Here is a 21,045-nt window from a genome sequence, read left to right on the forward strand (position 1 = left end):
CAGTCTGGAAACACGGACCGGCGGCATTCCGTTCATCGCCGGCCGCGCGAGGCACGAAGAATATGTCCTGGCCGTGTCGGTGTCATGACAAAATCACGTTGTCATCAAGTTGACACGATTCTATGGAAAAGTCGCCGCATCGCCCAAAGAAGGTCATGCCCATGTCGACGACCCCGCCCGGTACGCTGCTCAATCGCGAACTCGGCATCCTGGAATTCAACTCCCGTGTGTTGGCCCAGGCAGCGGACCCGGCGGTGCCGCTGCTCGAGCGCCTGAAGTTCATCTGCATCGTGTCGAGCAATCTCGACGAGTTCTTCGAGATCCGGATGGCCGGGCTCAAGGAGCAGATGCGCGACAACCCGTCCGGCCTGACCCCGGACGGCCTGTCGTTCCAGCAGACCTACCAGTCGATCACCGAGCGGACACAGCGCCTCGTTGCAGCGCAGTATGCCATGCTGCAGGACGTGCTCTTCCCCCTGCTGGAGCGCGAGGGCGTGTTCTTCCATATGACCACGGTCTGGAACGACGCGCAGCGCGACTGGGCGCGCGACTTCTTCGTGCGCGAGATCGGTCCGGTGCTGACGCCGATCGCGCTCGATCCGGCCCATCCCTTCCCGCGTGTTTCGAACAAGAGCCTGAACTTCGTCGTCGAGCTGTCCGGCAAGGACGCGTTCGGCCGCGAGGCGGACCTGGCGATCGTGCAGGCCCCGCGCGCGCTGCCGCGCGTGGTGCGGATGCCGCAGTCGCTGTCGGGCTATCCGTACGGCTTCGTGCTGCTGTCCTCGTTCATGCAGGGCTTCGTGCACGAGCTGTTCCCGGCGATCGAGGTCGACGGCTGCTATCAGTTCCGCGTCACGCGCAATTCGGACCTGTTCGTCTCCGAAGACGAGATCACCGATCTGCGCGAGGCGCTGCAGGGCGAACTGCCGACGCGCCACTACGGCGACGCGGTGCGGCTGGAGGTCGCGGCCGAAACGCCGCCGGCGTTGACGCGGCGGCTGCTGACCGAGTTCGCGCTCGGCGAGCAGGACCTGTATCGCGTCAGCGGGCCGGTCAATCTGGTGCGGCTGATGTCGATCCCCGACATGGTCGACCGCCCTGCCCTCAAATATCCGCCGCACGTCCCCGCCGCAGTGAAGGCGTTCAGCGGCGGCACGCCGATGTTCGACGTGATCCGCCAGCGCGACGTGCTGCTGCACCATCCGTACGAGAGCTTCAGCTCGGTGCTGGACCTGCTGCAGCTGGCGGCCAACGATCCGGACGTGGTCGCGATCAAGCAGACCGTCTACCGCACCGGCAACGATTCGCTGGTGATGGAAGCGCTGATGACCGCGGTGCGCAACGGCAAGGATGTGACCGTCGTGCTGGAGCTGCTGGCGCGCTTCGACGAGGAAACCAATATCAACTGGGCCGAGCGCCTCGAATCAGCCGGCGCGCACGTGATCTACGGCGTGGTCGGCCACAAGTGCCACGCCAAGATGCTGCTGATCGTGCGGCGCGAGCCTGCCGGTCCGAAGAGCAAACAGACCAAGCTGCGCCGCTACGTGCACCTGGGCACCGGCAACTATCATCCGCGCACCGCGCGGCTGTACACCGACTTCGGGCTGCTGACCGCCAACGAGGAGGTGTGCGAGGACGTGCATCACGTGTTCCAGCTGCTGACCGGCACGGCCGGCTCGATCAAGCTCAAGCACCTGTGGCAGTCACCGTTCACGATGCAGAGCAATCTGGTCGAACATATCCGGGCCGAGGCGCGCAACGCGCGGGCCGGCAAGCCGGCGCGCATCATCGCCAAGATGAACGCACTGCTGGAGCCGTCGGTGATCGAGGAGCTGTACAAGGCCTCGCGCGCCGGCGTGCAGATCGATCTGATCGTGCGCGGCGTCTGCGCGCTGCGGCCCGGCGTGCCGGGAATGTCCGAAAACATCACGGTGCGATCCATCGTCGGCCGCTTCCTCGAACACCATCGCGTCAACTACTTCCTGGCCGGCGGCACCGAGCTGCTGTATCTGTCGAGCGCCGACTGGATGGACCGCAACCTGTTCCGCCGCGTCGAGGTCGCCTTCCCGATCCTCGACAAGACGTTGAAGACGCGCGTGATCCAGGAAGGGCTGCTGGTCCATCTGCGCGACAACGGCTCGGCCTGGGTCATGCAGCCGGACGGCAGCTATGTCCAGCAGACGGGCAAGGGGAAGGAACGGCGGGTCAGCCAGATGGAGTTGCTGGGGATGTTCGCCTGAGGGCCACACGGCCTTTCCTGCTGGTTCCTGCTGAAGAGAAAGGCGTGCAGGAAAGGCGGTACCTCGTCCGCCAATCAACCCGAGATCCGCCTCTACGCCGCGTGCCGCGCGCCCGGCTGGTGAATGCTGCGATCGACGGGGAACACCACCCGGAACACACTGCCCTTCCCCACCTCGCTGCTGATGCGCAGTTCGGCGTGGTGGCGCGACAGCACGTGCTTGACGATCGCCAGGCCCAGGCCGGTGCCGCCGGTATCGCGCGAGCGGCTGCGGTCGACGCGATAGAAGCGCTCGGTCAGCCGCGGAATGTGTTCGGCGGCGATGCCCAGGCCCGTATCGCTGACCGAGAACACCGCATGGCCGTCGCGATAGCACAGCCCGATGCCGATGCGGCCGCCGTCGGGCGTGTAGCGCACCGCGTTCGACACCAGATTGCCCAGCGCCGACAGCAACTCGGTTTCGTTGCCGCGGATGCCGACCGCCCGGTCGATGTCGGCGGTGATCTCGTGCCGGCCCTGCGACAGCCCCTGCGCGTCATGCACCAGGTGGTGCACCAGCGCGCCGATATCGACCGGATCCTGGCTGGGCGGCTGCATGTCGCTCTCGAGCTTGGCCAGCGCCAGCAGGTCCTCGACGATATGCTGCATGCGCATGGCCTGCGTCATCATCATGTCGACATAGCGCCGACGATCCTCGTCCGAGACCGGCAGGTCGCGCACGGTCTCCAGAAAGCCCGTCAGCACCGTCAGCGGCGTCTTCAGTTCATGCGAGACGTTGGCGACGAAATCGCGCCGCATCGACTCGGTGTTCTCGAGCTTGGTGATGTCCTGCGTCAGCACCAGCTTGCGATTGTCGCCATAGGGCAGCACCTGCACCGCCAGCACGCTCTGCTTGTGTTCGCCCATGTCGCGCATCTGCAAGGGTTCGTCGAAACGTTGCAACATCAGGTACTGCACAAACTCCGGGCGCCGGATCAGGTGCGTGATGCGCTGGCGCGCGTCGCGCCGTGCGCTGAGGCCGAAATGCAGCTCGGCCACGGCGTTGCACCACTCGATCTGGTCGGCGTCGTCCAGCATCAGCACGCCGTTGGGCGAAGCCTGGATGGCCTGGATGAAGCGCGTGTGCTGCTGCTCGACCTGCAGCACCTGCATGCGCCAGCGCTTGACCAGCCGGTGCAGCCGATAATAGACCTCGCCCCACAGCCCGACCGCGCTCGGAATCTCGCCGTAGGCCGGCGCGTCGAGCACCTTCCACAGCCGGTTGATCTGATACAGATAAAAGACAAGCAGCGCGAGCAGCGCGCCGGTGGTCAGCGCCAGCGCGGCGGTCACGCCGACGAAGACGGCGAGCAGCGCGGCGGCGATGGCCAGCAGGATCAGGACGGCCGCGGATCGGGCCCAGATGACATTCATGAGATCGTGCGATGGCAGCCTGGCGGGGAACGGCGTCGGTGGAGATCAGGTCCGGCCGCCGCAGGCGGGATGGGCCGCAGTGTGCCACGAAAAATGGAACGGCGACGCAACGGCGAGGCAACCGCGCGGCGACAGAAAAGCCGCCTCGCCCGGGCCGCCAACCGCGCGGCAAACCGCGCGAGGCCGGCCGCTCACTGCCCCGGCGAACGGGCCAGGCGGTAGCCGCTGCCGCGAACGGTCTCGATCATCGCGCTGTAGCCCCCGGGGGCCAGCGCCGCGCGCAGGCGCTTGATATGCACGTCGACGGTGCGCTCCTCGACGAAGACGTGGTCGCCCCAGACCTGGTCGAGCAGCTGCGAGCGGCTGTGCACCCGCTCCGGATGCGTCATCAGGAAATGCAGCAGGCGGAATTCGGTCGGGCCAAGCTCGAGCTTGATCGGGCCGGATTCGTCTTCGCCGGTGACGCGATGCGTGGCGGGATCCAGCCGCAGGCCGTTGATCGCCACCACGTCGTCGGTCAGCTGCGGCGCGCGCCGGCGCAGCACCGCCTTGATGCGCGCCAGCAGCTCCTTCGGCGAGAACGGCTTGGTCACGTAGTCGTCGGCGCCGGCTTCCAGCCCCATGACCTTGTCCTGCTCCTCGCTGCGCGCGGTCAGCATGATGATCGGGATCTGCTTGGTGCGTTCGTTGTTGCGCAGCTCCTTGGCGAACACCGCGCCCGACTTGCCCGGCAGCATCCAGTCGAGCAGGACCAGATCAGGCAACACATCGCTCATCAGCGACAGCGCCTGCTCGGCGTTGTAGGCACGAATCGGATAGTGCCCCGCGTGCTGCAGGTTGACGGCGATCAGTTCGGCGATGGCCGGTTCGTCTTCGACGACCAGAATACTGCTAGGCATGAATGAGTTCTCCGCTCTCTGGCAGGTTCAGGTATTGGCAGATGGAACAGCGAGATGGCGATATACAGCGGACGAAATACAGCGAGCCATGTACGGCAAGCGCCTCGCAACGGCCAGGTACCGACCGGGCAGCTGAACAACGGGCAGGTACCGCGGCGTCGTTCGACCGGTCCGGCCGTATCAGCTCAGCGCTTCCTTTTCCATGTCCTCGCGCGAGGTATGGCGAACGTCGGTGCCCTTGACGATATAGATGATGAACTCGGCGATGTTCTTGGCATGGTCGCCGATGCGCTCGACCGCCTTGGCGATGAACAGGAAGTCCAGCGCGACCGAGATCGTGCGCGGGTCCTCCATCATGTAGGTGATCAGCTTGCGCACGAAGGCACGGAATTCGTCGTCGATTGCCTTGTCTTCCTTGACGATGCGCGCGGCCGCGACCGTATCGAGGCGGGCGAAGGCATCGAGCGACTTGCGCAGCAGCGCGATCGCCAGATCGCCGGCCAGCTTGACCTCGGCGTAGTTGATGCCCTGCGCGCCCGTCTCTTCCATGATGTGCTTGGTGCGCTTGGCGATCTTCTCCGCCTCGTCGCCGGCGCGCTCCAGGTTGGTGATGGTCTTCGAGATGGCCATCACCAGGCGCAGGTCGCGCGCGGTCGGCTGCCGGCGCGCGATGATATTGCCGCAGTCGGCGTCGATCTCGATCTCCAGCGCATTGATCTGGTTCTCGCGCTCGATGACCTGCTCGGCCAGCGTGGCGTCGAAATCGGCCAGCGCCTTCATCGCGGTATCGATCTGCGCCTCGACCAGGCCGCCCATCTGCAGCAGCTTGGTATTGATCGCGTTGAGGTCGGCGTCGAATTGGGTCGACAGGTGCTTGTCGGTCATCATGTTCTCCTGGCCGCGGATGCTGGCGCGTCGCGCGGCACGGCGGGCGTTGCTTGGACGGGCTGCCTTGGTGCTCAGCCGAAACGGCCGGTGATGTAGTCCTCGGTTTCCTTGCGGTGCGGCTTGATGAAGATCTTCTCCGTCTCGCCGAACTCGATCAGCTCGCCCAGGTACATATAGGCGGTGAAGTCCGAGCAACGCGCGGCCTGCTGCATATTATGGGTCACGATCACCACCGTGTACTCGTCCTTCAGTTCGGCGATCAGTTCCTCGATGCGGCCGGTCGAGATCGGGTCCAGCGCCGAGCACGGCTCGTCGAGCAGCAGCACCTCGGGGCGGATCGCGATGCCGCGCGCGATGCACAGCCGCTGCTGCTGGCCGCCGGACAGGCTGTAGCCCGACTGGTGCAGCTTGTCCTTGGCCTCGTTCCACAGCGCGGCCTTCGACAGCGCCCACTCGACGCGGTCGTCCATCTCCGAGCGCGACAGCTTCTCGAACAGCCGCACGCCGAAGGCGATATTGTCGTAGATCGACATCGGGAACGGCGTCGGCTTCTGGAACACCATGCCGACCTTGGCGCGCAGCAGCGCGATGTCCTTGCGGCTGGTCAGCAGGTTCTCGCCGTCCATGTTGATCTCGCCCTCGGCACGCTGCTCGGGATAGAGCGCGTACATCTTGTTCAGGGTGCGCAGCAGGGTCGATTTGCCGCAGCCCGAGGGACCGATGAAGGCCGTGACCTTGCGGTCCGGGATCGACATGTTGATGTTCTTCAGCGCGTGGAACTGTCCGTAGTAGAAGTTCAGGTTGCGCACGTCGATCTTGGCGCGGACGCTGTCGGGGATGTCGATGACAGTCGAAGTCATGCTGGGTCTCGCAGGTAGATTCGTGGTTTCGCAGGCTGCGCGGTTTGGCTCACTGGCTCTTCTTGAACAGCACGCGCGCCAGGATGTTCAGCGCCAGGACGCCGATCGTGATCAGGAACACGCCGGCCCAGGCCAGCTGCTGCCATTCGGTGAACGGGCTCATGGCGAAGCGGAAGATCGTCACCGGCAGGTTGGCCATCGGCTTGTTCAGGTCCGTGCTCCAGAACTGGTTCGACAGCGCGGTGAACAGCAGCGGCGCGGTTTCGCCGGCGATCCGGGCCACCGCCAGCAGCACGCCGGTGATGATGCCCGCGTACGAGGCCTTGACGGTGATCGACAGCACCATCTTCCATTTCGGCGTGCCGAGCGCGAAGGCGGCCTCGCGCAGCGCGTTGGGCACCAGGTTCAGCATGTTCTCGGTGGTGCGCACGACGATCGGGATCTGCAGCAGCGCCAGCGAGCAGATGCCGGCCCAGGCCGAGAAATGCCCCATCCGGGCCACCACCAGCGCGTAGACGAACAGGCCGATCACGATCGACGGCGCCGACAGCAGGATGTCGTTGATGAAGCGGATGAAGCTGGCCAGCGGCGACTTCTGGCCGTACTCGGCCAGATAGATGCCGGCCAGGATGCCCAGCGGCGTGCCCAGCACGGTGGCCAGGCCCACCATCACGAAGCTGCCGAAGATGGCGTTGGCAAGGCCTCCGCCGGCGGTGTTCGGCGCCGGCGTCATCTGCGTGAACAGGTCGATCGACAGGCCGCCGATGCCCAGCGAGATCGTGGTCCACAGGATCCACGCGAGCCAGAACAGGCCGAAGGTCATCGCCGCCAGCGAGGCCGCCAGCGCGTAGACGTTCATGCGCTTGCGCCGTGCCTGCAGGCGCTCACGCACCTCGTTGGCATCGGCATGGACAGCCGGAATCGACGACGTCGACATGGTCGCTTGGCTGGTCGAATTCATTTCTTGCCCTCATTGCGCGACAGGCGCAGCAGCAGCAGTTTGGACAGCGCCAGCACCACGAAGGTGATGAAGAACAGGATCAGGCCGAGCTCCATCAGCGCGGCGGTATGCAGGCCGGGACCGGCCTCGGCGAACTCGTTCGCCAGCGCGGACGTGATGCTGTTGCCCGGCGAGAACAGCGAGGCGTTGTCCAGCAGGTTGGTGTTGCCGATCACGAAGGTGACCGCCATGGTCTCGCCCAGCGCGCGGCCCAGGCCGAGCATCACGCCGCCGATCACGCCGGCGCGGGTATAGGGCAGCACGACGTTCCACATCACCTCCCAGGTGGTGCAGCCCACGCCGTAGGCGGACTCCTTGAGCAGCACCGGGGTGACCTCGAACACGTCGCGCATCACCGAGGCGATGTACGGAATGATCATGATGGCCAGGATCACGCCCGCGCACAGCAGGCCGATGCCCAGCGGCGCGCCCTGGAACAGCGGCCCGATCAGCGGCAGTTGGCCCACCGTGGCGGCCAGCGGCTTCTGGAAGTATTCGCCGAACAGCGGCGCAAATACCAGCAGGCCCCACATGCCGTAGACGATCGACGGCACCGCGGCCAGCAGCTCGATCGCCGTGCCCAGCGGGCGGCGCAGCCATGCGGGCGAGAGCTCGGTCAGAAAGAGCGCGATGCCGAAGCTGACCGGCACCGCGATGATCAGCGCGATCAGCGAGGTCACCACCGTGCCGTAGATCGGCACCAGCGCGCCGTAGATATCCGCGGGGGGGTCCCACTGCGCGGTCCACAGGAATTTGAAGCCGAAGGCCTGGATCGAAGGCCAGGCGCTGATGGCGAGCGAGACGATGATGCCGCCCAGCAGCATCAGCGTGATGATGGCGGCGCCGCGGGTCAGGCCACCGAACAGGATGTCACCGGTGCGGCCGGGTGCGCGTACGGCGGGAAGATCGGACGTGGTCGCCATGGCAGGGAGTATTCCGGTTTGCGCCCCTCCCCCGCATGCGGGAGAAGGGCTTGGGGAGAGGGCCGACTACGCCCTCCCTTCGCATCGACAGACGATCAGTACAGGCCCTTGCCCGAGGCGTCCTTGATGCTGCTCTTCCAGGTCGCGCGGATCTGGTTGACGACCGACTCGGGCATCGGCACGTAGTCCAGTTCGCTCGCCATGCTGGCGCCGCTCTTGTAGGCCCAGTCGAAGAACTTCAGCACTTCCGCGCCCTGCGCCGGCTTTTCCTGGTTCTTGTGCACCAGGATGAAGGTCGCGCCGGCGATCGGCCAGGCGTCCTTGCCCTGCTGGTTGGTCAGGATCTGGTAGTACGACTTGCTCCAGTCGGCGCCGGCGGCGGCAGCCTTGAAGGCGTCGTCACTCGGCTCGACGACCGCGCCCGCGACGTTCTTCATCTTCACGTGGGTCATCTTGTTCTGCTTGGCGTAGGCGTACTCGACATAGCCGATCGCACCGTTCAGGCGCTGCACGAAGGCGGCCACGCCCTCGTTGCCCTTGCCGCCCGTGCCGCCGCCCGGCCAGTTGACCGAGGTGCCTTCGCCCACCGAGCTCTTCCAGTCAGCGCTGACCTTCGACAGGTAGTTGGTGAAGATGAAGGTGGTGCCCGAACCGTCGGCGCGGCGCACCGGCAGGATGTCCTGGCTCGGCAGCTTGGCGTTGGGGTTCAGCGCCTTGATCGCCGGATCGTCCCACTTCTTGATCTTGCCCAGGTAGATGTTGGCCAGCACTTCGCCGGTGATGGTCAGTTCGCCCGGCTTGATGCCTTGCAGATTGACCACGGGCACCACGCCGCCGATCACCGTCGGGAACTGCACCAGGCCTTGCTTGGCCAGTTCCTCGTCCTTCAGCGGGGCGTCCGAGGCGCCGAAATCGACCGTCTTGGCGTTGATCTGCTTGATGCCGCCGGACGAGCCGATCGATTGATAGTTGACCTTGTTACCCGTAGCTTTTTGGTATGCGTCGGCCCACTTGGAATAGACGGGCGCCGGAAAAGAAGCGCCTGCACCGGTAATTTCTGCCGCGAATGCGGAGCCTGCTACCACCATCGAAACGATGCCCGCAACGGCAGTCTTGACCAGCTTCATATGTCCTCCAGAGAACATGGTTGGGAATGTCAGTTTTTTGACATCCCGAACTGTATGCGGCCTCTATGACAGTTCCATGACATCGCGAAAATTTCTCTGAAGAGACATTTAAGGCAAGCGAGGGGCGTCGGCTGGGGGTAGCTGGAGCGGATGCGGGTGGCTGGGGTGGCTGGGAGGACCGCGGAGGTGACCGGGGGGTGGGTTGCTGGCGGTTGAGTGGGGGCTGGGGGCCAAAGGAAAACGCCCGGCCGAGGCCGGGCGTTCCATGGCGGCTGACTGCCTTGCGCCGTGTCAGGTCGCCAGCGCGTCGGCCAGCTTGCGGGCCGCCTGTTCGGCGGTCTCGGCCTGTTCGGCCTCGACCATCACCCGCACCACCGGCTCCGTGCCGGAAGCGCGGATCAGCACCCGGCCCTTGCCGGCCAGCGCCGGCTCGATCTCGGCGCGCGCGGCCTGCAGGCCGGCGTGGTTCTGCCAGTCGAAGCCCTTCTGCACGCGCACATTGATCAGCGTCTGCGGGAACAGCGACACGCCGTCGAGCAGCTGGGCCAGCGTCTTGCCGCTGCGGCGAAGCGCCGCCAGCACCTGCAGGCCCGACACGATACCGTCGCCCGTCGAGTGACGATCCAGGCACAACAAGTGGCCGGAGCCCTCGCCGCCCAGCGTCCAGCCGCGCTTGCCCAGCTCTTCAAGCACGTAGCGGTCGCCAACCTTGGCCCGTACGAATTGGACGCCCTGGCGTTGCAGGGCCAGTTCGACCGCCATATTGGTCATCAGCGTGCCGACCACGCCGGGGACGCTTTGTCCGCAGGCGATGCGGTCCTGCACGATCGCGTACAGCAGCTCGTCGCCGTTGTAGAGCCGGCCGTCGGCGTCGACCACCTGCAGCCGGTCGGCGTCGCCGTCGAAGGCCAGGCCGAGGTCCGCACCCTGGGCCTTGACGGCCTCGACCAGCTTGTCGGGCGCGGTGGCGCCGTGGCCGTCATTGATGTTGCGGCCATTGGGCTGGTTGCCGATCGACACCACGTCGGCGCCCAGCTCGTGGAACACGTGCGGCGCGATGTGGTAGGCGGCGCCATGCGCGCAGTCGACCACCAGCTTCAGGCCGTGCAGGTCCCGGTCGTACGGGAAGGTGCTCTTGCAGAACTCGATGTAGCGGCCTGCCGCATCGTCGATCCGGCGGGCGCGGCCCAGCTGGTCGGACGGCACGCAATGCATCGGCGCCTCAAGCTCGGCCTCGATCGCCAGTTCGACCTCGTCGGGCAGCTTGTCGCCCGTGGCCGAGAAGAACTTGATGCCGTTGTCGTGATACGGATTGTGGCTGGCCGAAATGACCACACCAGCGGCCAGGCGCAGCGCGCGGGTCAGATAGGCGATGCCCGGCGTCGGCAGCGGACCGGTCAGCAGCACATGGACACCGGCCGCGGTAAAGCCCGCCTCCAGCGCGGCCTCCAGCATGTAGCCGGAGATCCGCGTGTCCTTGCCGATCAGCACCGTGGGCTTGCCCTGCGCGCTCGGCTGGCCAAGCGCCAGCACGCGTCCGGCCGCATAGCCGAGCCGCATCACGAAGTCCGGCGTGATCGGCGCCTCGCCGACCCTGCCGCGCACGCCATCGGTGCCGAAATATTTACGTGTCATCCGATCGTTCTCCCTGTTCTGATTCGGGTTCAGGTGTTTGCGTTGTGAGGGGGTTCGCGGTGTTGCGGCGATGCAGTGCCCGGGCTCAGGCCGCGGCATCCACGCGCTGTTGCCGCACGGCCCACCAGGTCTTGATCGCATCGACCGACGCCTGCACATCGTGCACGCGCACGATATAGGCGCCGCGTTCGGCCGCGCACACAGCCGCGGCGATGCTGGCCGCGACGCGCTCCCGCGGCGGCCGTCCGCCAAGGATCGCGCCGAGCGTCGATTTGCGCGACAGCCCTGCCAGCAGCGGCAGGCCATCGACGGCCAGCTGCGGCAGTTCGCCGAGCAGGCGCAGATTATGATCCGCGGTCTTGCCGAAGCCAAAGCCCGGGTCGAGCACGATGCGGCTGTCGTCGATGCCGGCCGCGCGCAGCGCATCGACCCGCTCGCGCAGGAAACCGCGGACCTCTCCGATCACGTCGTCGTAGTGCGGGGCCTCCTGCATCGTCTGCGGGTCGCGCTGCATGTGCATCACGCATAGTCCCGCATTGCCCGCCTCGGCTGCCGCCACGGCCTCGAGCGCGCCCGGCATGCGCAGGCCCCAGATGTCGTTGATCAGGTCGGCGCCGGCCGCCAGCGCGGCGCGCATGGTCTCGGGCTTGTAGGTATCGATCGACAGCGGCTTGCCGCAGTCGCGCAGCGCCTCGACGACGGGCAGCACGCGCGCCAGCTCCTGCTCCAGCGGAAGCGACGCCGAGCCTGGCCGGCTCGATTCGCCGCCGATATCGATGATGTCCACGCCCTCGGCGATCATCTGCTCGGCATGCCGCAGCGCCGCGTCGCGGCTCGCATGCTGGCCGCCGTCGGAGAACGAGTCCGGCGTCACGTTGAGAATGCCCATGACCAGCGGGCGGCGGTCGCGTGCAAAGCGATAGCGCCCGCACTGGAAATACGAGGTCGACAAGTTGCGGTCCTGGATAAGCGGGGAAGGAATATGCGGGGACGTCGGGCGAGGCACGTGGCGCGGAAAGTCGGGACGAAAGCCGGGACCAAAGCCGGCACGACAGTCGGGGACGAAAAAAGCCGGTGCCCTGGGGCACCGGCTTTGCGAGGCTCAGCGCGTGACGCGCAGCGCTGCCATCATCCTTTGACTGGACAGTCCCGGACGGTCCCGGATCAGGCCGCGGCCGGCGCGTTCGACGGCGTCACCGGCGAGCCGCCCGACGGCGGCGTGCCGCCACCGCTGGCGCCGGGCATGCCGCGCGGCGGACGCGGCGGCTTGCCAGCCATGATGTCGTTGACCTGGTCGGCATCGATGGTTTCCCATTCCATCAGCGCGGCGGTCATGGCCTCGACCTTGTCGCGATTCTCTTCCAGCAGGCGCTTGGCCAGCGCGTACTGCTCGTCGAGGATGCGGCGGATCTCGCCGTCGACCTTCTGCTGCGTGACTTCGGACACCGACTTGGACGACATCTTGCCGAACAGGCCTTCCTGCTCCGTGTCGACATAGACCATCGTGCCCAGCGTGTCGCTCATGCCGAAGCGGGTCACCATGTCGCGCGCGATCTTGGTGGCGCGCTCGAAGTCGTTGGACGCCCCGGTGCTCATCGCATTGAGGAACACCTCTTCCGCGGCGCGACCGCCGAACAGGATGGCGATCTCGTCGAGCATGTTGTCCTTGTACTTCGAGTACTTGTCATGCTCGGGCAGCTGCCAGGTCACGCCCAGCGCCCAGCCGCGCGGCATGATCGTGACCTTGTGCACCGGGTCGGCCTTGGGCAGCAGCTTGGCCACCACCGCATGGCCCGACTCGTGGTACGCGGTCGCCTTGCGTTCCTCTTCGCGCATCACCGTGGACTTGCGCTCCGGACCCATGTAGATCTTGTCCTTCGCGTCCTCGAAGTCCTGCATGTCGACCACGCGCTTGTTGCGGCGGGCGGCGAACAGCGCGGCCTCGTTGACCAGGTTGGCCAGGTCGGCGCCGGAGAAGCCCGGCGTGCCGCGCGCGATCACCGACGCGTCGACATCGTTGCCGATCGGCACCTTGCGCATATGGACCTTCAGGATCTGCTCGCGGCCGCGGATGTCCGGCAGGCCGACGAAGACCTGGCGGTCGAAGCGGCCCGGACGCAGCAGGGCCTTGTCCAGCACGTCCGCACGGTTGGTCGCGGCGATCACGATCACGCCCGAGTTGGCCTCGAAGCCGTCCATCTCGACCAGCATCTGGTTCAGCGTCTGCTCGCGCTCGTCGTTGCCGCCGCCCATGCCGGCGCCGCGATGGCGGCCGACCGCGTCGATTTCATCGATGAACACGATGCAGGGGGCCTGCTTCTTGGCGTTCTCGAACATGTCGCGCACGCGGGCAGCACCCACGCCGACGAACATTTCGACGAAGTCCGAACCGGAGATGCTGAAGAACGGGACCTTGGCCTCGCCGGCGATGGCGCGCGCCAGCAGCGTCTTGCCGGTACCCGGAGGGCCGACCAGCAGCACGCCGCGCGGAATGCGTCCGCCCAGCTTCTGGAACTTCTGCGGGTCCTTCAGGAAGTCGACCAGCTCGACCACTTCTTCCTTGGCCTCGTCGCACCCGGCGACGTCCTGGAAGGTGACCGCGTTCTGGTTCTCGTCGATCAGGCGCGCACGCGACTTGCCGAACGAGAAGGCGCCGCCTTTCCCGCCACCCTGCATCTGCCGCATCATGTAGAACCAGAACACGATGATCAGCAGGGTCGGTCCGAGGTAGTACAGGGCCTGGACCAGCACATTGGGCTCGTCATCGGCCTTGCCGGTCACCTGGACGCCGTATTTCATCAGGTCGCCGACCATCCAGATGTCGCCCGGCGAGATGATGGTGTATTTCTGCCCTTCCTTGGGCGTCACCACGAGGTTTCGGCCCTGTACGTCGACGCGGCTCACCTTGCCGTTCTTGGCGTCATCCATGAACTGCGAATAGGTGACGCTTTCCTGCGCACGGGGCTTGTCGAACTGCTTGAAGACGGTAAACAACACCAGCGCGATCACGAGCCAGATTGCCGCCTTTTGAAACAGGTTGTTATTCAAGGCCGAACTCCTTTGCGAATGCCTTGCCAACGATAGCTGCATTGCATTGTAATGCAGCGCCGCCCCGGGGGGCGAAAAGCGTCCCTATCGGACCGATAGCGATAGCGCCAGCGGCCGACAGCCCGTAGGCCAATGCGGGACGACACTCAGACCGGCAACGGCTCAAATGGTGCCCGGCTTCGGGTCCATGGGCAGTGCCCGGCCCCCGTGCCGGGCGGTCCGGCGGCTTCCGCCACGCAGCCGGGCAACTTCAGCCCGGCGACTTCAGGTGGCGCCCCAGAATGAAGGTTTCGGAGGACTTGTCCCGCGAGGCCTTCGGCTTGCGCTTGGCGACCACCTTGAACTGGCGCTTGAACTTTTCGACGATCTGGCTGTAGCCGCTGCCGTGGAAGCACTTTACCAGCAACGCGCCATCGGGTTTCAGATGGGCCTGGGCGAATTCGAGCGCCAGGTCGCACAGATATTCGATGCGCGCCGCATCGGCCGAGGCCACACCGGACAAATTGGGGGCCATATCGGACAAAACAAGGTCGATCTTGTTGCCGCCGGAGGCCTCCAGCACGATCTGCTCGAGCTGGCGGAACACCGCCTCCTCGCGGAAGTCGCCCTGGATGAAGGTCACGTCGGCGACCGGCTCCATCGGCAGCAGGTCGATCGCGACCACCGCCCCGTCGATATGCCCTTCCCGCGCCCGGGGCGAGGCCGCCAGCTTGTTGCGCACATACTGGCTCCAGCTGCCCGGCGCCGCGCCCAGGTCGACGATGACCTGCCCCGGCTGGATCAGCTTGTCCTGCTCGTCAATCTCCTTGAGCTTGTAGGCCGCGCGCGCGCGATAGCCTTCGCGCTGCGCCAGCTTGACGTAGGGATCGTTGATATGGTCGTGCAGCCACGACTGCCTGAACTTGTTCTTGGCCATTTCTCGTGATTTCGCCGCCAGACCGTGACGGTTTGACGGATAATACGCGCCGTTGCGACGCCCTTGCGACGTAAGAGGCCCTACCGGCCGCATTTCCAGCCGACTTCGCAGCCGCCTTTACCGGCGTCGCCCCTATTCCTGCCTGACTATGCCTGCCCTTCAATTGAATCCCGCCCAGCGCTCCGAACTCCGCTCCCGTGCCCACGGCCTGAACCCGGTCGTGATGATCGGCGCCGAGGGGCTGACCCGTGCCGTCCTGGCCGAGATCGACCGCAGCCTTGCGGCCCACGAACTGATCAAGATCCGCGTGTTCGGCGACGAGCGCGACACCCGCATCGCCATCTACGAAGCCATTTGCGATGAACTCGGCGCCGCCCCGATCCAGCACATCGGCAAGCTGCTGGTGGTCTGGCGTCCCGGCCCCGCGCGGCTCAAGGAGAACCAGCCGCAGGACCTCGGCCGCATGGCGCCGGCTCGCCGCGGCGCGGCACCGCGCACCGTCACGGTGCGCAAGCCCGCCGCCAAGCCGGGCGGCCGCCCGACCCGCAACGAGGTGCGCGTGCTCGGCAACGAGCGCGTGACCGCCGGCGGCAACGTCAAGCGCGCCCGCAGCCGCCAGGCCAGCCAGAAAAAGAAGTCGCTGGGCTGATCGGTGCCGTGCACCCCTCTCCCGCAAGCGGAGAGGGGCAAAAAAACCGCCCAGCGGGGAAGTCCCTTCAGTCCTCCGCCACGGTGCGCCGGCCGGCGAGACGCCAGACCAGCACCAGCGCCAGCACGCTCTGCAGCAGATAGAAGGCGCTCGAGATGCCGTGCAGCATGCCGAAGCGCGCGCGGAACGGCGACTCGGACACGCCGAGCCCCATCGCCTGCGCCTTGTGCCGCAGGCTCTCCATGAAGGGCTGCAGCCCGAAATACCCAATCAGCACGCAGCACAGCATGCCGAGCACCAGCCAGCGCAGCGCCCGGTAGCGCGTGGCGCCGCGCCGGATCATTACGTTGCACAGCACCAGCTGCAGCACGCCGATCACCACGCCGAGCACGGCCTCGGTGCGGAACAGCTGCCCCGCCAGCATGCCGGCCATTTCGCGGCTCGGCAGCACGGCAAACAGCGTGGGAGCGACCAGATAGCCGATCGTCCAGAGGCTGCCGGCCCAGATCACCGTCAGCAGCAGGAACAGCCGGTGGGGCAGCAGCGGCTGGCCGGCGGACGCCGGGCCCGGCAGCGGGGAGGACGGCGAGACCACGGCGCGCGCCGCCTCAGATGTAGCGGACGGTGATGACTTCGTACTCGCGCTCGCCCCCGGGGGCCAGCACGGTTGCGACATCGCCCTCGAACTTGCCGATCAGCGCCCGCGCGATCGGCGAGCTGACGGAGATCTTGCCGCTGTCGAGATCGGCTTCGTCCTCGCCGACGATCTGATAGCGGACCGACTTGCCCGACTCCAGGTCTTCCAGGTCGACGGTGGCGCCGAACACGATACGGCCATCGGTGTCGAGCTGGGTGGGATCGATGATCTGCGCGGCCGACAGCTTGGCCTCCACTTCCTGGATGCGGCCCTCGATAAAGGCCTGCTTTTCCTTGGCTGCGTCGTATTCCGCGTTTTCCGACAGATCGCCCTGCGCGCGCGCCTCGGCGATGGCATTGATCACCGCGGGACGTTCGACGGCCTTCAGGCGTTGCAGCTCCGCTTTCAGGAGTTCTGCGCCGCGCTTGGTAATCGGAATGGTGCTCATGTCTTCGTCAGGCAAAAAAATGAGCCGCAGCGCAGCGGGCGATGTACGCAGCGGTTTTGCCGGCACACCTCCGCTCAACCGCGGCTTTTAGGTTCGTTGGTGACTACCAGGGAATATTCGGTAATGCGTTGCGATACCGTTGCAATACCGGATATTGCTTCGTATTGCTTCTTTTTCGGCCGGCAGGCCGCCGAAATTCCCGTTAGTTTAGGACAAGACGTCCGCCGGCATCAACACCGGCGGACGCAGGGGTCCGGCGCATCCGGTCCCGTCAGCCGAACCTGGGCTCGGCTGGGACCGTGATCAGGCCAGCGAAGCGTGCAGGCCCTGCAGGTCGTAGACCTCCAGATTCTGCATCTGCTTCAGGCCCTCGACCGCGGCGCGGGCACCGGCGATGGTCGTGTAGTACGGCACGCGGTTGGCCAGCGCCGAGATCCGGATCGAGCGCGAATCGGCGATCGCGGTGCGGGTCTCGTCGACCGTGGTGAACACCAGCGCCAGCTCGCCGTTCTTCAGCATGTCGACGATATGCGGACGGCCGTCCTTGACTTTGTTGACCACGCGCACCGGAATGCCGGCCGCCTCGATCGCGGACGCGGTGCCGCGGGTCGCCACCAGCGGGTAGCCCATGTCGTGCAGCATGCGGGCGACGCTGACCGCGTGCGGCTTGTCGCTGTCCTTGACGGTCAGCAGCACGGTGCCGCGTTCCGGCAGGCGCGAACCGGCCGCCAGCTGGCTCTTGAACAGGGCCTCGCCGAAGGTCTTGCCCACGCCCATCACCTCGCCGGTCGAACGCATCTCGGGTCCGAGCACCGGATCGACGCCAGGGAACTTGTTGAACGGGAACACCGCTTCCTTGACGCTGTAGTACGGCGGCACCACCTCGTCGCCGATGCCCTGCTCGTCCAGCGACTGGCCGGCCATGCAGCGCGCGGCGATCTTGGCCAGCGACAGGCCGGTGGCCTTCGACACGTACGGCACCGTGCGCGAGGCGCGCGGGTTCACTTCGAGCACGTAGACGATGTCCTGGCCGTCCTTCTGCTGGATCGCGAACTGGACGTTCATCAGGCCGACCACGTTCAGCGCCTTGGCCATCGCGGCGGTCTGGCGCTTCAGTTCGTCGACGGTCGCCTGCGACAGCGAGTACGGCGGCAGCGAGCACGCCGAATCGCCCGAGTGGACGCCCGCCTGCTCGATATGCTCCATCACGCCGCCGATGAAGACGCGCTTGCCATCGCACAGCGCATCGACGTCGCACTCGATCGCATCGTTGAGGAAGCGATCGAGCAGCACCGGCGAGTCGTTCGACACCTTGACCGCCTCGCGCATGTAGCGCTCGAGGTCGCGCGGCTCATGGACGATCTCCATCGCGCGGCCGCCCAGCACGTACGACGGGCGCACCACCAGCGGGTAGCCGATTTCCTCGGCCAGCTTCAGCGCCTCGTCCTCGGCGCGTGCGGTACGGTTCGGCGGCTGGCGCAGGCCGAGTTCCTGCAGCAGCTTCTGGAAGCGCTCGCGATCCTCGGCCGCGTCGATCATGTCGGGGCTCGTGCCGATGATGGGCACGCCGTTGGCCTCCAGATCCAGCGCCAGCTTCAGCGGGGTCTGGCCGCCGTACTGCACGATCACGCCGACCGGCTTTTCCTTGTCGACGATCTCCAGCACGTCCTCGAGCGTCAGCGGCTCGAAGTACAGGCGGTCGGAGGTATCGTAGTCGGTCGACACGGTCTCCGGGTTGCAGTTGACCATGATGGTCTCGTAGCCATCCTCGCGCAGCGCGAGCGCCGCGTGCACGCAGCAGTAGTCGAACTCGATGCCCTGGCCGATCCGGTTCGGGCCGCCGCCCAGCACCATGATCTTGCGCTTGTCGGTCGGGTTGGCCTCGCACTCGCCGTGCTCGGCCTCGTAGGTCGAGTACATGTAGGCGGTGTTGGTGGCGAATTCCGCCGCGCAGGTGTCGACGCGCTTGTAGACCGGGCGCACGTTGCTGGCCAGGCGCGCCTGGCGCACGGCCTTGGCGTCGGTCTTCATCAGCTTGGCCAGGCGCCGGTCGGAGAAGCCCTTCTGCTTCAGGTAGCGCAGCTCGGCCGCCGACAGGCTGTCCAGCGTGCGGGCCTTGACCTGGGCTTCCGTCTTGACGATGTCCTCGATCTGCGCGAGGAACCACGGGTCGATATCGGTCTCGGCGTACACCTCCTCGAGCGACATGCCCAGGCGGAACGCATCGCCGACGTACCAGATCCGGTCCGGGCCCGCCTCGCCGATCTCCTCGACGATCTCGTCGCGGTCGGTCGACTTCTCGTCCAGACCGTCGACGCCGACCTCGAGGCCGCGCAGCGCCTTCTGGAACGATTCCTGGAAGGTGCGGCCCATCGCCATCACCTCGCCCACCGACTTCATCTGCGTGGTCAGGTGGCTGTCGGCCTGCGGGAACTTCTCGAAGGCGAAGCGCGGCACCTTGGTGACCACGTAGTCGATCGACGGCTCGAACGATGCCGGGGTCTGGCCGCCGGTGATCTCGTTCTTCAGCTCGTCCAGCGTGTAGCCGACCGCCAGCTTGGCGGCGACCTTGGCGATCGGGAAGCCGGTGGCCTTCGAGGCCAGCGCGGACGAACGCGACACACGCGGGTTCATCTCGATCACGATCATCCGGCCATCCTTGGGATTGATCGAGAACTGCACGTTGGAGCCGCCGGTATCGACGCCGATCTCGCGCAGCACCGCCAGCGAGGCGTTGCGCAGCAGCTGGTATTCCTTGTCGGTCAGGGTCTGCGCCGGCGCGACGGTGATCGAGTCGCCGGTGTGGATACCCATCGGGTCCAGGTTCTCGATCGAGCAGACGATGATGCAGTTGTCCTTCTTGTCGCGGACCACTTCCATCTCATACTCTTTCCAGCCCAGCAGCGATTCCTCGATCAGCAGCTCGCGCGTCGGCGACAGGTCCAGGCCGCGCTTGCAGATCTCCTCGAATTCCTCGCGGTTGTAGGCGATGCCGCCGCCGGTGCCGCCCAAGGTGAAGGAGGGGCGGATCACGATCGGATAGCCGCTGGTGTTGGTCTCGCGCGCGATCTGCGACTGCACGGCCAGCGCCTCTTCCATCGAGTGGGCGATGCCGGACTTGGCCGAACCGAGACCGATCCTGGTCATCGCGTCCTTGAACTTCTGGCGGTCCTCGGCCTTGTCGATCGCCTCGGGCGAGGCGCCGATCAGCTCGACCTTGTACTTGTCGAGCACGCCGTGGCGGTGCAGGTCCAGCGCGCAGTTCAGCGCGGTCTGGCCGCCCATGGTCGGCAGGATCGCATCGGGACGCTCCTTGGCGATGATGCGCTCGACCACTTCCCAGGTGATGGGCTCGATGTAGGTCACATCGGCGGTGTTCGGGTCGGTCATGATGGTCGCCGGGTTCGAATTGACCAGGATGACCTTGAAGCCTTCCTCGCGCAGCGCCTTGCACGCCTGCGCGCCGGAATAGTCGAACTCGCAGGCCTGGCCGATGATGATGGGGCCCGCGCCGATGATCAGGATGCTCTGGATGTCTGTGCGTTTTGGCATTGCACGCTCTCTTTGTCGGCCGGTCCGCGCTCGCTGGGAGCAGGCGCACCGCGCCGGATATCAATATTCAGTTCAGGGTGGCCGTCGCCAGCTTGGCGCCGAAGCCGATAAACATCGCGCCCACGCCGCTCGCCATGCCGGCCGACAGCCTGCGCCGGCGGCGGAAGGCCTCGGCCAGCTTCGCGCCGACGAAGATGATGGCGGTCAGGTAGGCGAAGCTGCAGACCTGGCAGACCAGCCCCAGCGCGGCGAACGACAGCACCGGATAGGCGAACTGCGGATCGACGAACTGGATGAAGAACGAGACGAAGAACAGGATGGCCTTGGGATTCAGCAGGCTGATCAGCAGCGCCTTGCGGAAGGGGTTGGTCGGGTCGGTGGCCTGCACCGGTCCCTGGCCCTCGCCCTGCCCCGCGCCCTCAACCGCCGCCGCGGCTTGCGCGCCCTTGCCGTGGCCGGTCCAGCTGCGCAGCGCGCCGCGCAGCATCTGGAAGCCGATCCATGCCAGATAGGCGGCGCCGATGTACTTGATCACGTAGAACAGCCCGGGGCTGGCCTTGAGCAGCGAGGCCACGCCGGCCGCCGACAGCACCATCAGGATGGCGTCGCCGAGAAACACGCCGCAGGCGCCGCGATAGCCGGCGCGCACGCCCCGCTGCGCGGCGACCGACAGCACGTACATCGAATTCGGCCCCGGCAGCAGCACGATGAAGATCGTGCCCAGCAGGTAGGTCCAGAAATCGGTAATGCCGAAGGTGGCGTGCATCAGGGCGTTCATGGTCGCGATCCTGTCGTCGTCTCGTCCGCGTCT

At 66.2% G+C, this 21,045-nt stretch carries 17 protein-coding genes; 2 read left to right on the top strand and 15 right to left on the bottom strand.

The genetic code is table 11. The annotated features are described in order from the left end of the window. Window positions 1–122: 122 nt before the first annotated feature. Window positions 123–2,240, top strand: coding sequence for a polyphosphate kinase 1 (gene ppk1 / locus F1599_RS07335; RefSeq protein ID WP_150082648.1), 2,118 nt, complete (start codon window positions 123–125; stop codon window positions 2,238–2,240). A 92-nt stretch (window positions 2,241–2,332) separates the two neighbouring features. Here the strand turns inward: ppk1 and phoR are convergent, their stop codons facing one another. The 11 genes from phoR to F1599_RS07390 form a co-directional block, all read right to left on the bottom strand. Then, window positions 2,333–3,652 carry a phosphate regulon sensor histidine kinase PhoR gene (phoR, locus tag F1599_RS07340; RefSeq protein ID WP_149319840.1) on the bottom strand — a complete coding sequence of 440 codons (1,320 nt, stop codon included), beginning with the start codon at window positions 3,650–3,652 and terminating at the stop codon, window positions 2,333–2,335. A 191-nt stretch (window positions 3,653–3,843) separates the two neighbouring features. Beyond that, a complete protein-coding gene (phoB, locus tag F1599_RS07345; RefSeq protein WP_149319839.1) occupies window positions 3,844–4,551 on the bottom strand; it encodes a phosphate regulon transcriptional regulator PhoB in 708 nt (235 codons plus the stop codon). Window positions 4,552–4,731: 180 nt separating this feature from the next. Then, window positions 4,732–5,436: a phosphate signaling complex protein PhoU gene (phoU, locus tag F1599_RS07350; RefSeq protein ID WP_006576606.1), complete on the bottom strand. Its 705-nt coding sequence runs from the start codon at window positions 5,434–5,436 to the stop codon at window positions 4,732–4,734. 74 nt (window positions 5,437–5,510) lie between these two features. After that, complete coding sequence (gene pstB / locus F1599_RS07355) at window positions 5,511–6,299, bottom strand: phosphate ABC transporter ATP-binding protein PstB (protein WP_006576607.1); 789 nt, start codon at window positions 6,297–6,299, stop codon at window positions 5,511–5,513. Window positions 6,300–6,348: 49 nt separating this feature from the next. Next, window positions 6,349–7,260, bottom strand: a complete 912-nt coding sequence (pstA, locus tag F1599_RS07360) for a phosphate ABC transporter permease PstA (RefSeq protein WP_150082649.1) — start codon at window positions 7,258–7,260, stop codon at window positions 6,349–6,351. After that, on the bottom strand, window positions 7,257–8,222 hold the full coding sequence (pstC, locus tag F1599_RS07365; protein WP_149319837.1) for a phosphate ABC transporter permease PstC: 966 nt from the start codon (window positions 8,220–8,222) through the stop codon (window positions 7,257–7,259). The genes pstA and pstC overlap by 4 nt, the downstream gene beginning before the upstream one ends. Window positions 8,223–8,317: 95 nt before the next feature. Next, window positions 8,318–9,349: a phosphate ABC transporter substrate-binding protein PstS gene (gene pstS / locus F1599_RS07370; protein WP_149319836.1), complete on the bottom strand. Its 1,032-nt coding sequence runs from the start codon at window positions 9,347–9,349 to the stop codon at window positions 8,318–8,320. 291 nt (window positions 9,350–9,640) lie between these two features. Beyond that, on the bottom strand, window positions 9,641–10,984 hold the full coding sequence (gene glmM / locus F1599_RS07375; RefSeq protein ID WP_150082650.1) for a phosphoglucosamine mutase: 1,344 nt from the start codon (window positions 10,982–10,984) through the stop codon (window positions 9,641–9,643). A gap of 85 nt (window positions 10,985–11,069) precedes the next feature. After that, entirely contained in the window at window positions 11,070–11,936 is an 867-nt protein-coding gene (gene folP / locus F1599_RS07380) for a dihydropteroate synthase (RefSeq protein WP_150082651.1), read from the bottom strand. Between the two features lie 212 nt (window positions 11,937–12,148). Continuing rightward, window positions 12,149–14,032: an ATP-dependent zinc metalloprotease FtsH gene (ftsH, locus tag F1599_RS07385; protein ID WP_006576612.1), complete on the bottom strand. Its 1,884-nt coding sequence runs from the start codon at window positions 14,030–14,032 to the stop codon at window positions 12,149–12,151. A 250-nt stretch (window positions 14,033–14,282) separates the two neighbouring features. Then, window positions 14,283–14,948 carry an RlmE family RNA methyltransferase gene (locus F1599_RS07390; RefSeq protein ID WP_149319833.1) on the bottom strand — a complete coding sequence of 222 codons (666 nt, stop codon included), beginning with the start codon at window positions 14,946–14,948 and terminating at the stop codon, window positions 14,283–14,285. A 148-nt stretch (window positions 14,949–15,096) separates the two neighbouring features. Here F1599_RS07390 and F1599_RS07395 point away from each other — a divergent pair, with 148 nt between their 5' ends. Beyond that, window positions 15,097–15,597, top strand: a complete 501-nt coding sequence (locus F1599_RS07395; RefSeq protein WP_150082652.1) for a YhbY family RNA-binding protein — start codon at window positions 15,097–15,099, stop codon at window positions 15,595–15,597. A gap of 67 nt (window positions 15,598–15,664) precedes the next feature. On the opposite strand, the gene F1599_RS07400 is transcribed toward F1599_RS07395, so the two are convergent. The 4 genes from F1599_RS07400 to leuE all read right to left on the bottom strand — a co-directional run bounded on the left by F1599_RS07400 (window position 15,665) and on the right by leuE (window position 21,012). After that, window positions 15,665–16,138, bottom strand: coding sequence for a DUF4149 domain-containing protein (locus F1599_RS07400; RefSeq protein WP_149319874.1), 474 nt, complete (start codon window positions 16,136–16,138; stop codon window positions 15,665–15,667). Between the two features lie 67 nt (window positions 16,139–16,205). Continuing rightward, window positions 16,206–16,682 carry a transcription elongation factor GreA gene (greA, locus tag F1599_RS07405; protein WP_149319831.1) on the bottom strand — a complete coding sequence of 159 codons (477 nt, stop codon included), beginning with the start codon at window positions 16,680–16,682 and terminating at the stop codon, window positions 16,206–16,208. A 303-nt stretch (window positions 16,683–16,985) separates the two neighbouring features. Then, window positions 16,986–20,234, bottom strand: coding sequence for a carbamoyl-phosphate synthase large subunit (carB, locus tag F1599_RS07410; protein ID WP_149319830.1), 3,249 nt, complete (start codon window positions 20,232–20,234; stop codon window positions 16,986–16,988). Window positions 20,235–20,301: 67 nt separating this feature from the next. Next, window positions 20,302–21,012: a leucine efflux protein LeuE gene (gene leuE, locus F1599_RS07415; RefSeq protein WP_149319829.1), complete on the bottom strand. Its 711-nt coding sequence runs from the start codon at window positions 21,010–21,012 to the stop codon at window positions 20,302–20,304. Window positions 21,013–21,045 lie beyond the last annotated feature (33 nt).

It is taken from the genome of Cupriavidus cauae (genome assembly GCF_008632125.1).
Classification (GTDB): domain Bacteria; phylum Pseudomonadota; class Gammaproteobacteria; order Burkholderiales; family Burkholderiaceae; genus Cupriavidus; species Cupriavidus cauae.